The organism is Anaerobutyricum hallii DSM 3353, assembly GCF_000173975.1.
Taxonomy (GTDB): domain Bacteria; phylum Bacillota; class Clostridia; order Lachnospirales; family Lachnospiraceae; genus Anaerobutyricum; species Anaerobutyricum hallii.
Window position 1 is genome coordinate 1 of the sequence record NZ_ACEP01000172.1, and the last position, 13,898, is coordinate 13,898.

General features: G+C 39.6%; 13 protein-coding genes, 1 tRNA gene and 1 pseudogene. All 15 read right to left on the reverse strand.

Features of this window, described 5'->3' with window-relative positions; all coding sequences use genetic code 11:
• Positions 1–66: 66 nt before the first annotated feature.
• Positions 67–519 carry a hypothetical protein gene (locus EUBHAL_RS14170; protein WP_005351688.1) on the reverse strand — a complete coding sequence of 151 codons (453 nt, stop codon included), beginning with the start codon at positions 517–519 and terminating at the stop codon, positions 67–69.
• Between the two features lie 26 nt (positions 520–545).
• The gene (locus tag EUBHAL_RS14175) at positions 546–821 is read right to left on the reverse strand and encodes a hypothetical protein (protein ID WP_005351691.1); all 276 of its coding nucleotides are present in this window, start codon (positions 819–821) and stop codon (positions 546–548) included.
• A 210-nt stretch (positions 822–1,031) separates the two neighbouring features.
• Positions 1,032–1,130 (reverse strand): annotated as a pseudogene (locus EUBHAL_RS17055) (DUF6783 domain-containing protein); the annotation flags it as partial.
• Between the two features lie 55 nt (positions 1,131–1,185).
• The gene (locus tag EUBHAL_RS14180) at positions 1,186–2,415 is read right to left on the reverse strand and encodes a phosphotransferase (protein ID WP_005351694.1); all 1,230 of its coding nucleotides are present in this window, start codon (positions 2,413–2,415) and stop codon (positions 1,186–1,188) included.
• Between the two features lie 576 nt (positions 2,416–2,991).
• Positions 2,992–3,064: transfer RNA gene (locus tag EUBHAL_RS14185), tRNA-Phe, on the reverse strand.
• A 94-nt stretch (positions 3,065–3,158) separates the two neighbouring features.
• Positions 3,159–3,434: an ArsR/SmtB family transcription factor gene (locus EUBHAL_RS14190; RefSeq protein ID WP_005351699.1), complete on the reverse strand. Its 276-nt coding sequence runs from the start codon at positions 3,432–3,434 to the stop codon at positions 3,159–3,161.
• 183 nt (positions 3,435–3,617) lie between these two features.
• Positions 3,618–4,568 carry a serine O-acetyltransferase EpsC gene (epsC, locus tag EUBHAL_RS14195; protein WP_005351700.1) on the reverse strand — a complete coding sequence of 317 codons (951 nt, stop codon included), beginning with the start codon at positions 4,566–4,568 and terminating at the stop codon, positions 3,618–3,620.
• Between the two features lie 143 nt (positions 4,569–4,711).
• On the reverse strand, positions 4,712–6,079 hold the full coding sequence (locus EUBHAL_RS14200; RefSeq protein WP_005351702.1) for an MATE family efflux transporter: 1,368 nt from the start codon (positions 6,077–6,079) through the stop codon (positions 4,712–4,714).
• Positions 6,080–6,533: 454 nt separating this feature from the next.
• Positions 6,534–6,884 carry a TerY-C metal binding domain-containing protein gene (locus EUBHAL_RS14205; protein WP_005351706.1) on the reverse strand — a complete coding sequence of 117 codons (351 nt, stop codon included), beginning with the start codon at positions 6,882–6,884 and terminating at the stop codon, positions 6,534–6,536.
• Positions 6,881–7,693 (reverse strand): PP2C family serine/threonine-protein phosphatase, encoded by an 813-nt coding sequence (locus EUBHAL_RS14210; RefSeq protein ID WP_044923822.1) that lies wholly within the window; start codon positions 7,691–7,693, stop codon positions 6,881–6,883. The genes EUBHAL_RS14205 and EUBHAL_RS14210 overlap by 4 nt, the downstream gene beginning before the upstream one ends.
• Position 7,694: 1 nt before the next feature.
• The gene (locus EUBHAL_RS14215) at positions 7,695–8,504 is read right to left on the reverse strand and encodes a vWA domain-containing protein (RefSeq protein WP_242648802.1); all 810 of its coding nucleotides are present in this window, start codon (positions 8,502–8,504) and stop codon (positions 7,695–7,697) included.
• The gene (locus EUBHAL_RS14220; RefSeq protein ID WP_005351712.1) at positions 8,482–9,675 is read right to left on the reverse strand and encodes a hypothetical protein; all 1,194 of its coding nucleotides are present in this window, start codon (positions 9,673–9,675) and stop codon (positions 8,482–8,484) included. Before EUBHAL_RS14220 ends, EUBHAL_RS14215 begins: the two co-directional genes overlap by 23 nt.
• A 13-nt stretch (positions 9,676–9,688) precedes the next feature.
• Entirely contained in the window at positions 9,689–11,044 is a 1,356-nt protein-coding gene (locus EUBHAL_RS14225; protein WP_005351714.1) for a serine/threonine protein kinase, read from the reverse strand.
• A 24-nt stretch (positions 11,045–11,068) separates the two neighbouring features.
• A complete protein-coding gene (locus tag EUBHAL_RS14230; RefSeq protein ID WP_005351717.1) occupies positions 11,069–11,944 on the reverse strand; it encodes a vWA domain-containing protein in 876 nt (291 codons plus the stop codon).
• Positions 11,945–12,314: 370 nt separating this feature from the next.
• Positions 12,315–13,697, reverse strand: a complete 1,383-nt coding sequence (gene asnS / locus EUBHAL_RS14235) for an asparagine--tRNA ligase (protein ID WP_005351729.1) — start codon at positions 13,695–13,697, stop codon at positions 12,315–12,317.
• Positions 13,698–13,898 lie beyond the last annotated feature (201 nt).

Consider the following 13,898-nt stretch of genomic DNA (forward strand, 5'->3'; position numbering starts at 1 on the left):
TTAAATTTGGAGATGTTGCATTATAATAACATACTGCAACATCTCCGTTTTTTTACTTACTGGTAATTAGCTATCTTGTAAACGAAATGATAAATTTTTAATCCATACAAAATAAGAACTTGCCAACAGGATACTTGATAAGAACCACGTTATACCAAAGAAACTATATTTAACATTTGACCATAGAATATACGCAGCAAACAATACTATTGCAATATAAAACAAAATACTTACAATCTTCCATAGCAGCGAATCATCAGAAGAATAACAAATTTTTCTTATATCAACATATTCATTAGTTTGATAAATCAAGGTGATGATGATCAATACGATAGAACTAATAATTTTTATAATAGCTGCTCCATAATTCCACATTATAGGAAAGATCAACAACACCATTGTATTACTAACTTTAGAACCATCCGCCGTATCCATCATAATTTTTACATATTCATAAGATAGTAAGTAATTAAGCCATGTTAAAAATAAAATAAATACTAAAAATATCTTCTTTTTCATTGCCTCGCTCCTTTAATCTGGATGTATTATTTAACATCTTCTATTGATTGCGTTGAAGCTTCTTTGGCAGCTTCCTGTTGATCTTCTTCACCTGCTTTATCATACCATTTTTGTGCTTCTTCTCCTTCTAACGTAGTAAACGTACCATCTCCATTAGGAATATCAACTCTTATGACCTGTCCTCCCTGGTCAACAGAAACAGACTCATCAACCACATTACTTGTTTCTGACTGGTCTGTAAAAGTACAAGCATTTAATGACAAAGCTACTGTCACTGCCATAACCAGTAATATTTTTTTCATGATAGACCTCTTTTCGTTTTACTTTTTTGCTTTCTTTAATGTAGTATTACTTTTTATAATACATATCTTCTTCCACGTTTTCAAGATAAATCACTTCAGGTTAATGATTATTTTTTCCAATAAAAAAAGAAGCCAGCTATATAACCGACTTCTTCTAGAACGTATTTGAAAAATGCTTTCTGCAAGATGTGCGTCGCAATTTGCGGGAGATTTCGCCTGAATGAAGGCGGCGTAGCGGGCTACGGCAACTGAATGAAGGCAAAATATACCGTAAATTAAGGCGTGCAGGTTGTAGGAATGATTTTTCATACACGCTCTAAACTGTGTAAAAAATTCTCTGTTCAAAATTGATTCAATCTATCTCTTACAATGACTTTCTAAACTCTTCTTCAATTCCTATAATTGTCTCGATTAAATCATCTGCACTTTGATACTTATATCTTCCAAACATAATTCCCCAGTCTATCATGAGTGACAGTACAGTTGCATTACGTTTGGCATCTTTATCTTCGATTATATCAAAGTCTGGATATGGTATCTCACTTACGGAGCGGAACCAGTTTACCATGCTGGCGTATCCTGGTACATCTTCCATGACTTCCTGCAAGATGCTCTGTAAAAGTCCCTGCTGTCCACGGTACCTTTCTTTTACACTCTTTTCCCAACATAAGGTAAATGTCTTCATATATATTTCGATTAATGACTTAATCGTTGCTAACAGATATGCTTTAAATTGCTTTCTACTCTGCTCGGACGGGAAGCGTTTAAAACAGGCTGCACAGTACTGAGAAATGAGGTTGCCAACCAGATAACCGAGATCGTAACCAAATGGTCCCATGAAAGCAAATTCCATATCAATCACTTTCATCTTGTCTCTTGATGCCATAATATTTGATGTGTGTAAATCGGCATGAATCAATCCATCTGCATGGCTCATAAACTTACGGCGGAGCTTATAAAGCTCTGTGCGGTATCTGGAATCTTTACTGAACTGATCTGCAAAATCTGCAAAGTTCTTCCCTAAAGAGTAATCAATGTCACAACCAAAACAATCTAAAAACATCTGATCTTCCATAATCTTTCGAAGCTCAGTATTTTCAAAATGCTTTTGCAATCCACGATACTGTTCACGGGACAGATAATATTCTGATGTGCAAAATTCCGTCTTTGCCATAAATTCGCCACACTGACGGCCAAGTTCCGGGAACATCTTATTCTTATTTAACTGAAAACGCACTACCTTTAAATCAGATACATCTTCCATCACAAAGATATTATTTTCCCTGTCCTGAAACTTAAGATATGGCACATATTCCGGTGTAATCGCATAGAAAATACGCATACTATTGTATTCAAGACGATTGCGGTATGTTGCGATTTTCTGCTGGCTTACCCTGCTGATTTCTGTTCCTTGCTTCAGCACCAGAGATTCCTTCGGTGTCTGCACCCTGTAAATGTAATTCACATAGCCGTCTCCGTCCTCTTCCTCTGTTCCCTCTCCAACCATACTGATCTGCACAGGAAGAGAATCATCAAAATCTGGCATATGCGCTTTTAAATACGGAATAATATTTTCCTTCGTAATCTTAATCATATACTTCCCCCAATAATCTTCTATCCGACTCTATATTTATCTGCAACAATCTGCGATTATCATTTAATTACATAGACAAACTTTCTCATAATTATTATAGCCTAATATTATGAACAAAAAAAGCAAAATGTTTGTCTGTGAGGTGGGAAAAAATGTGGCATTGGGGACAGACGAAAACCTGAAAATCCTCATATATCACAAATGCTTCGTATCACTGCGTCCAAACTGCTCAACCGCAATTTGAACTTGCTCTAAGGCACATTTGTGATATATGAGGATTTTCAGGTTTTCTGTGTATTGAACATTCCATGTTTGCCACTTCACAAGCTAGATGCTGTGAATATTAACCTCAATTGCTGTGACTCATATTATTAAATTTGATTCCTTCTGGCATTCTTTATTGCCTTTTTTGAGAAAACAGAAGCTCGATAACAGATAATATATATAAGAACTGTGACTTTAGAGCAAGCTCTTAATGCGGCTGAGCATTAAGAGTGCAATGACACGGAACAGTTCTTATATATATTATCCATTATCGAGCTTCATCAGCTTTTTCATAAACAAGCAATAAAAAAATGCCCAGAACCGGAATCGAACCAGTGACACGAGGATTTTCAGTCCTCTGCTCTACCAACTGAGCTATCTGGGCATTCATTGTATTGCTACAACGTCTAATATTTTACTGTATAAAGTGCTTTTTGTCAATATGAAATGAATAAAAATTCATAAAAAATGCAAAATATTTATTCTCCGTATTCTGCAATCCATTCTGAAACAGTGGAAAATATCTCTTTATTCAGGCTATAATATGTCCATTTTCCATTCTTTCGTGCCTTTACTGCTCCTGCCTGCAGTAAAATTCTCATGTGGTGTGACAGTGTGGACTGTCCAAAGTCCATTTCGTCTAAAAGTTCGCTGGCATTATATTCCCTTTCACGAAGTAAATCAAGAATACGAAGTCTGTTCTCATCAGACATTGCTTTTAATACTCTTGCGTGAACGACAAACTTTTTATTCATATTATGATGATGCTCCTTTCATCTATCAATTTAAAATCTGAACATTAATAATAATGCTCTACTTTAGAGCGTGTTTGAAAAATGCTCTAGCAATGCAATCTGCGGCATATTGCAACGCCGCAGATAAAATATCTGATTATGTTATGCTAATGAAACAAAACTCTCGTTAAGAAATCCCTTTTGTTAAATCTCCCATATTCCTTCCTTGTTCTCCGTTGTCTGAAGCTCAATCTTCTTATCAGAATCTTTAATCTTGATTTCCGGATTCTTTACGATTACCTTTGTATGTGCCGGAACAGACTTCGTTACAAATGCTCCACCTGCTACGATAACACCCTCACCGATTTCTGTCTCTCCACCAAGAATACTGGCTCCAGAATATACCGTAACGTTATCTTTGATCGTCGGATGTCTCTTCTTACCCTTTAACTTCTGTCCACTTCTTGTAGAAAGCGCACCTAAAGTTACTCCCTGATATAACTTCACATTATTACCAATCTCTGTTGTCTCACCAATTACAACACCAGTTCCATGGTCAATAAAGAAATATTCCCCAATCTTTGCGCCAGAGTTAATATCGATTCCTGTACGGCTATGTGCATATTCCGTCATAATTCGAGGAAGGAATGGCACATCCTGTGTATACAGCTCATGAGCGATTCTATAAACAAAAATAGCAAACAGTCCCGGATAAGAAATAACAACATCCTCTCTGCTCTTTGCAGCAGGGTCGCCGTCAAATCCAGCCTGCACATCTTTTAAAAGCATCTGCTGTACATATGGAAGCCTCTTAAAAAATTCCTCACAGACTTCTTCTGCCCGCTCACTGATCTCTTCCTCTGTATACTTTTCATAATCTCTATAATACAAAGAAATCTCAATCTGCGGTTTTAACTTACCATAAATATCTGTCAGACGGTCACCGATAAAATACTGTGGTGAAATGAGTGCAATATTCTCCTCACCAAAATATCCCGGAAACATTACTCTCTTTAAATCCTTTAAAATACGAATAATACAGGAACGGTCAGGAAGGCATCTCTCCCCTCTTGATACGATAAAATCAGTTTTATGGCAGCTTTCCGTCATATCGGCGGAAGCGTTTAAAATAATGTCTTTCATTGTCTCTTTCATAACTTAAGTCTCCCAATTTTTTCAGAAAAAGATTTAATCTCTTTCTAAAATATGTATTACTACACTTATTTTATTTATGCTAAATTATACCAAACAACTCCTAGAAATACAATTCTAACATAAAAATTTCACATTTGCCATTTCTATAACGATTTTTCTTTCCATTTTCCACATCGATAATGAATCACATAGAATATCGCTCTGACCACCCAGTCAAGTACCATCGCAATCCATGCGCCAAATACGCCAAATCCCATATATTTTCCAAAAATAAAGGCACAGGCAATACGGAACAGCCACATAGAAGTTACGCCGACAACCATCGTAAAACGGACATCATTTGCGGCACGAAATACATTTGGCAGGGCAAATGCAGCCGGCCAGAATATCATTGCCATGATACTGTGGAGTATCATAATCTGCGTTGCATAACCGCTTGTTTCGGGAGATAAATTATAGATTTTCAACATAAATGGTAACAAGAGCATCATAACGATGCAGGTAATCCACATACAAGTGTAGGTGAATTTTAACAGACGTTTCGCAAAGTATTCTGCCTGTGGATAATCTCCCGCACCGACACATCGGCTGATTACTGTCACAGTTGCAAGCCCCAATGCCATTCCTGGCAGGATTTCAAAATATGCCAGCGAATTACTTACGGCATTCGCTGCGATAGATGCCGTTCCAAACGTGGAGATCAAGCTTAAAAGAAGGATTTTCCCAAGCTGAAACATACTATTTTCTATGCCATTTGGCACGCCAATATGAAGGATTTTTCGAATCATTTTCCCGTCAAATTTAAACAGATTCATTCCCTTCAATGTAAGTATATGCTTCTCATCATGTAAAAGCCATACCATCAAAAATGCAGCTACCACACGGGATAATAATGTTGGTATCGCAACACCTTCTACCCCTCTATGAAAGCCAAATACGAGGATAGCATTTCCACTTACGTTAATCACATTCATAATACAGGAAACATACATCGAAGTTTTTGAATTTCCCATTGCACGAAACAGAGCCGCTCCACCGCAATACACTCCAAGAAAAGGAATCGAAGCTGCAGATATCAGCAAATATGTATTACAATTCGCCATAACATCTGCCTCGATCGAGCCAAAAACTGTATGTAAAATAAAATATTTACCAAGATAGATAAGTAACATAATGGCTATAGACATCCACACCATAAACTGCATCATCTGTCTTCCGGCATAGGCAGCCTTTTTCTTATCTTTGGCACCAAGATATTGTCCCGAAACAACAGCTCCTCCTGTTGCCAGTGCATTAAAAATATTGATAAGCAGGATGGCAATTGAATCAACCAGTGAAACTGCGGACACCGCCGCTTCACCAACCTGCGCTACCATAATTGAATCGGAAAGGCCGACAAAGACACTTAGAAGCTGCTCCAGAAACAAAGGCAGAATCAACGCTGTCAATGCTTTATCGGAAAAGAGAAGCTCGGTCTTTCCAGTCCAGGGTTTTCTTTTGAATAATGACATTTTTGCCTCCTTTCTTTTTTTGTTAAAACAGACGGAAACTAAGGAATATGCTATACCAATCTGTGACTTTCGTCGCGGCGTGTTGAATGCTCGCTTACGCGCTCGTATCCAACACTTGCTCCCAGGCCACAGATTGGCATAGCATATTCCTTAGTTTCCTGTCTTTGACAGTTCAGAAGGACAAAGGGCATTCAAACTGTCGTATTCTGCTTACTCAAAAGTTGTATTTGGAATATATCATCAATTGAGGCCTACAGCTTAATTTTTAATTTCCCAACGCCAGCCAAAGACAGCCCTCAAAGCGAGAAGATATCCTATATTTGTGGTCTTAGAGCGAGGATTGAATGCGAGCCCTTAGGCGAATATTCAACCCGCAGTGATAGAGTCACAAATATAGGATATCTTCTCACTTTGAGAGCGTCTGTTTTGCTTTTGCCTGCGGCAAATTCCTATTTTAGAAGCCGCCTCCAGAAACATCGAGTTTGCCATCATCATCTGCCGCAGTTCCATTCGAACCGCACCAGTTACAAACTACCTTATCGGAGCCGTCATAACAGCTTACCTTACCGCAGTTTCCGCAGACAAAACATTTCTTTGCGCCGCAGTAAGGGCAGCCTGGATATTCTTCGTCAGTGTAGAAACTTCCGGTAAAGTTGATTTTATCGAAGCCTTCTTTTTCTGCTGTTTCTTCTTTTAATTTAAATGCCCAGGTACGAACCCAGTCATTATCTCTTTTTTCAATTCGGATTCCGTAAAGCTTATCCTGAGCACATTTTGCCAGAATTACGCTTGCTTCTTTTTTCATTCTGCTTCCTCTCCTTCCTGATAAACGAAAGCAATGGATATATCGTCACCGCTGCCTTCTCTTGTCCTTTTTTCAAAATTCCGCTTTAAACTTTTTTGCATTTTTTCCGTATCATGAAACATGTGAGAAAGCAATCCATGATATTTCAAAAAGTCTTCTTCGCTTGCAAATGATTTGAATAACCCGTCTGTGGATACGAATAATGCTTTTACTGTTTCTGTGGTATACCAGTGTTCAAAGAAATGAATCGCATCGGTATTGCAGAGGGAAGAGGTGTAGTTTGCATGGGAATTTTTGTCCTCGAGCGGAATATACAGTTCTTTATCTCCTCCGAGTACAACAAATCCACCATCGCCAAGAATCATTCCATAGGAAAAATCTTTTGTCAAAACGGCTGCCAGTACGGTACTTCCGTAAATGACTGCAGTTCTAAGTCTTCCTTTTGCCTTTTCCGGAATCTTATTCTCTTCTTCCTCGGTCAATGGATTTTCTAAATGATATTCCTCTACGGCCTCTCTCCATTTCATAAGAATCTGCTTTTCCATCTGTGCCAGAATAAATTCGGGATGTTTAAAAAACTGCTCCTTAAAGTCTGGACGGTTCATATAATTTTTCAATAACTTTGTCGTAATCTTTACAGCAATCCTTGAACCTACATCGCTGCGGAAATGCTTGGCGCTGCCATGCCCATCTGCCACAACAGCAATCGCAAACTTGTCAGTGACTACCGTTCCTGAACTGTCCTGACAGACAATACCTTTTCTAATATGGCTGTCTCCGATTACTGTAGAATGTACTCCCTGAAACATTCTACCATCCCTCATCAAATTCAATATCCATATCGTCAAGGTCAGTGAGATCATCCAGTCCTAAAATGTCCTGTTTCATTTCCTGAACTGCCTCCACCATCTGCTCTTTTTTAGCGCCTGCTACTTCTGCAAGAGAACGCTCACCGGTCGCATCGGTAAGTGTCATGCTCGTGCTTCCGATCTTAGAAGAAGTAACCGCAATTTCACGAACAAGCTTTTTCAGCATTTCTGCACCGCATGCCTGAAGTACCAGTTCCTCATCATCAGTAAATTCGCGAAGCACATCTAAATCTACGTTAGAACCGATTGCCAGTGCGATTTTTAGGCCATACTGGAACCAGCGGTTCTTCTTCAGCATCTCGAAACCTTTTTTATAGTTATCAGTTGGATAACCGTCTGTCATAAGGAAAATGACTGGCGCATAAGAGAGGGATGGCGCTCTTAAAAAGCTGTTTCTTGAAAGCTTCTGGCAAAGTTCTTCACAGGCATCTCCCAAATCTGTTACGCCATCTGCTCTTAAGTTCTCCCATCTCTGATATTCTTCAATCAATACTGGTTCTGGTGTAATCCACTCACATCCAGAAGAAAATGACATTACGGCAACTTTTACATCGGTTCCTGCCTCGCCAACACCGATTAATTCCGGTAAAATGTCTCCCATAACACGATTTAATGATTCAAGCTTTGAACCTTCCATACTTTTTGAAGTATCTACCAGAAAAAAAATGACCATACTTTTCTTGGCAGGTGGCATTGTCTCTAACGGGTCAATTGCCTCTATATTTTCATCAAACTGTCTGCTCATCCTCATCTTCCTTTCTCTCCTCCACCTGCTGCATCAGACGGAGATTCCATTCTTCACCCAATTCAAATCGGACAGACATTCCATTCCAGATAGGAATTCCCTGTCCATTCGGAATATCCTTTATTTTTCCGTCAGGATAAAATCCTCTCCACACGCCCTGACTTACATTTTTAATACCATACAAGCCCTTTTTCTGACGATTCTCCACGATCAGACCTGTAACCGTATCTTTATCCATCGGATTTCTTCCTGTCTGGCATTCGTAAAGTTTTTCTCCTTCTGCAAGAAGAATCCTGTCCATTCCATTGGTCAGTGGGTAGTAAATCTTTCCACACTTTGGACAGGCAAATGTTCCATTTTCCTTCGGAAGCAATCGATAACAAAATCCGTGAAAACCACAGTGACAGGACTTGTAGTCCATTGCCATACGAACAAGGAGCTGCTTCCAGTCCACCTCTGTCGGACGAAGTTCTCTAAGCCTTCCCCCATCAAGAAATGCCTTCTGGAACATTTTCTGCAAAATCTCCGGATACTCGTTCCAGTACTGAATCAGCTTGTCCTGAATGCCTTTTACTGGAATATTTTCTTCCTCACCCGGCTCCATGCAGAAGCGTCCTTCTCTCGCCCGGAAAAGTTCTTTTTCCTCTGGGGAAAGAAAACAGCGGTTCACCATCTTTTTCCCTTCAAATGGAGAACCTGTGTGGAAGAAATATTCAAATAAATATACTGCCATAAAATAGCGGTCTGTCTCTAAAGAATAGCATTCTTTAAAAGTTTCGAGTGTTTCCTGTTCTTCTGTTTCAGATAATAATTTTTCCTGCTCTTCTGCTAATGCCTCTGCCAATTCTGGGGCAAGAAATTCTGTAAATTCTATTTCAGCGGCATCTGGTTCCTGCACATATGCCTCTCCAAGAAATTCTTCCCCCTCAAAATGAAACGCTCCATTTTTCAGGTTAAAATAAAATACATCTGGAGAAATGCTACAATACACCTTCCCTTTTTGATGAATCTCCTCAAAAAACCTCGCAAACTGAAATGCACCTTCTATCATGGCATTCATCGAAGAAAAATATGCTGGCCTTAAAACCTTTTTCCCGGTTTCCGCATCAATCACAAGCTGCCTTTCTTCACAGATCTGCGCGAGGGAAACCCAGCCATTTTTATTAAAATTACTCATTCTATCCTCCTACCTACAGGAGAATCTTTGCAATCAGATTATCTCCAAAGTCAATCTCTAATCCTTTCCAGATTGGAACACCTTTTCCCGGTCCAACTTCTCTGACAGAGTTATCCGGGAACTTCGCTTTCCAGACATCACCGGACATATTTTTAATGCCAAATAAGCCTTTCTTTAAACGGTTTTCAATGACCATTCCCGTAACAGATTCAAAATCATCACTATTTTTCTTTGTCAGGCATTTGTATAACTTTGCGCCAAGATTCAGTGGAAGTTCATAGTCTTTCACACCCATTGTGTAAATGGTACTTCCACAATTACGGCAACGTAATGTATGTTCTCCTGTCTTTTCAAATGCAGAAGAAAATGCGGTCTTTCCACAGCTACAGTGAATAATATCCAGCTTTAGCTGAATGAGCATCTGAATCCAGCTCTTTTCGATAATCCGGGCATTTGGCTCCTGAATTCCATAAGTAAAGGAAAGGGTAAATGCCTCTCTGATAAAGTCCGGGTAAATCTTCCACAGCTTGATAACATTATCGTGTACCCCATTAACCGGACGGTTTGATGCATTATTCGGATCATAAATAAATACCGGATCTTTTCCATAATGAATCAGGTCATTTTCCTCAGTCATAACGACACACTGAAGTACCTTACTTCCTTCTAATGGATCCCCACGGAAGAAAAGCTTAAATAAAACAACTGCCAGTGAATATCTGTCTGTCAGCACATCCGGCTTTGCAATACCTCGAACAACTTCCGGTGCCATAAAACCTGGCATACCGCCAATTCCGAAGTTATCACCATCTGCTGCTACGTTATCGCAATCACAAACTAACACATCGCCGCTTCTCGTATCAATAAAGAAACCGCCATCATTTAAATCCTGATAACTTTTTCCTGATAAATGCAGGGCACGGAAGGCCTTAACAATATTAATGGCCGCTGTGAGCATCACATCAAGAGAAGCGAACTTCACCTTAATCTTTCTCGCCGGCTGCCCCTTCACTCTCGGTTTCTCCCAGCGGTATCCATTATAAATATCAGTAAATGATTCATATCCTGACGGAGCAAGCCGCATCAGATACCCAAATGCACCATTTTTCTTTGTCTCTGTTAAAAATAACGGCCAGATAAACTGCTTGCCACCCTCCGGCGCACCATCCTCAATATTCTTTCGAAGATTATTGCGAAATGCCTCCGGATTTTTAATACGGCTGATAAAATACCATTTAAGCGCATACTCCCTGCCATTATAACGGACAAGATAAACAATACCCTGCCCACCTCGTCCAAGCTCTCTGGAGACAACCGCCTCGCCGCCTGCCTCTATTGGAATCCTCTCTCCAATCTTTAACTCTCTCATCTATGTTCTACCATCCTTTATATTCTACCATCCCTCATCGTAATTCACAGCACCAAGGTCAACTGCTTCACCAAGAATATCCTTCGCTCCTGTGCGAATCTCCTCCACAAGTACCTGCTGCTTTGCCTGTGCCACGGTCTCGGCCGCTGGCTGTCTGCCATTTGAATCTACGAGTGCAAGACTACGGCTTCCAATCTGGGAAGAAGTCACTGCAAGAAGCTTAATCAGTTCTCTAAGCTGATCTGCATTCTTTGCCTGAACTGCAAGTTCATCATTCCCGGTAAATGCACGAAGCACATCCATATTTACCTTAGAACCGATACCAAGCGCAATCTTTAACCCATGCTGGAACCATTTATTCTGCTTTAATGTATCCAGGCCCTTCTTCCAGTCATCATTCGGAGAACCATCTGATAACAGGAAAATAACCGGCGCAAAAGAAAGCGATGGTGAACTTAAAAATGTGCTACGGGAAAGCTTCTTAGAAAGCTCCATAAACGCATCCCCCATAAAGGTAAGGCCATCTGCCTCCAAACGATTCCAGTACTGATACTCCTCAATCTTTACCGGTTCCGGAGTCACCCACTCTACATCCGTAGAAAACTTCATAATCGCAATTTTCACATCCGTAGAAGCTTCTCCAACACCAATCAGTGATGGCAATAATTCTTCCATCGTACTATTTAACGAACCGATTTTCGTTCCTTTCATACTGCCTGATACATCAATCATAAAAAATATTGTCATACTCTTCTTCGCCGGCTCCATCGTATCAAGGAAATCTTCCTCAGCCGCATCTGCAACCTCCGGCGTATCAAGAACAAGACTTCTGCTCATCCGATTCTTCTTCAAAAGAATCTCATCATCATCAACTTCATTTAAATCAAGCCACTTTGGCATAAAAAGTTCCCCCAGTCTTCATAAATTCTCTATTTTTTCAACTTCATTTATTATATAACAATTTAGATATTTTACAAACTGCTTTATCTAGTTCTTTGAGATAAATTCTTGCACGAAAAGTTTGATTTGTAAGGTTGGAGAAATAAACAGACGCACCCACATCTCCTGTGTAGTTCAATCCTACAACACAAATTCTGATTTTGCCTCTCCAGCCAAAGCACATCTATCTGGAAATAAAAGAATCTATATTTGTGGTCTCGGAGTAAGTGTTGGATACGAGCGAGTAGAGCGAGTATTCAACACTCTGCAACTAAAGTCACAAATATAGATTCTTTTATTTCCAGATGGCATCTACTTTGCCTGCGGCAAATTACAATTCACAATTATTCACTGTTCTTGGGAATGGAATCGCATCTCTGATATTAGAGATTCCTGTCAGATACATGACGCATCTCTCGAATCCAAGTCCGAATCCTGAGTGATGTGTGGAACCGTATTTACGAAGATCTAAGTAAAACTGATATTTTTCTTCGTCCAATCCAACTTCTTCCATACGTTTTTTAAGCATTTCATAATCATCTTCTCTCTGGCTGCCGCCGATGATTTCTCCGATACCTGGCACGAGGCAGTCCATTGCTGCTACGGTCTTTCCGTCTGGGTTAAGCTTCATGTAGAAAGCCTTGATTTCCTTTGGATAATCGGTTACAAATACAGGACGTTTGAATACTTCTTCTGTGAGGTAACGTTCATGTTCTGTCTGTAAATCTGTACCCCAGGATACCTTATATTCAAATTTATCGTTATGTTTTTCAAGGATTTCTACAGCTTCTGTATACGTTACATGACCAAATTCAGAATTCAACACATGATTCAGCCTGTCTTTTAATCCTTTATCTACAAACTGGTTTAAGAAATCCATTTCTTCCGGCGCATTCTCCATAACGTAGGAAATAACATATTTAAGCATTGCTTCTGCCACTTCCATGTCATCTTTTAAGTCTGCAAATGCCATCTCCGGCTCAATCATCCAGAATTCTGCTGCATGACGGGCAGTATTAGAATTCTCCGCGCGGAAAGTTGGTCCAAATGTGTAGGTATTGCGGAATGCCTGTGCAAATGTTTCTGCATTGAGCTGGCCACTTACTGTCAGATTCGTTGGTTTGTTAAAGAAGTCCTGTGCAAAATCAACATTTCCTTCTTTATCTTTTGGAATATTATTTAAATCAAGAGTTGTAACCTGGAACATTTCTCCCGCTCCTTCACAGTCACTTGCTGTAATGAGCGGTGTATGAACATAAACAAATCCCCTCTCCTGAAAAAACTGGTGAATCGCATACGCTGCCATAGAACGGATACGGAACACTGCCTGGAATGTATTTGTTCTTGGACGAAGATGAGAAATTGTTCTTAAATATTCTAAGCTGTGACGTTTCTTCTGCAGTGGATAATCTGGTGCAGAAGCTCCCTCTAAAGTAACGGTAGCTGCCTGAATCTCAAATGGCTGCTTTGCCTGCGGAGTTGGAACTAGCGTTCCCTCTACGATCACCGCCGCTCCAACATTCATCTTGGAAATCTCCTGAAAATTCTCAAGTTTCTCCTCATATACAACCTGAATTGGTTTAAAAAATGTTCCATCATGAAGCACAAGAAATCCAAAATGTTTTGAACCCCGGATGCTGCGAATCCATCCGCCAAGCTTCACTTCTTTATTTAAAAATTGTTCACTGTTCTTATAAATCTCTCGAATTGTCATGATATAGCAATCCTTTCTCCTACTTATTTTTAATTATATTAAGGCACCATTTCTAATTATTTTTAATTACAAAAGCCCGTTTCTATTTTATCGCAAACTAAGGGGAATTGCTACCTTTTTTTCTGATTTGCCGGGTTTTGAAACAAACAGACGAACCCTCAGCCCCTGTTATATTATTTTTCATGAAATTTTGAATCTACA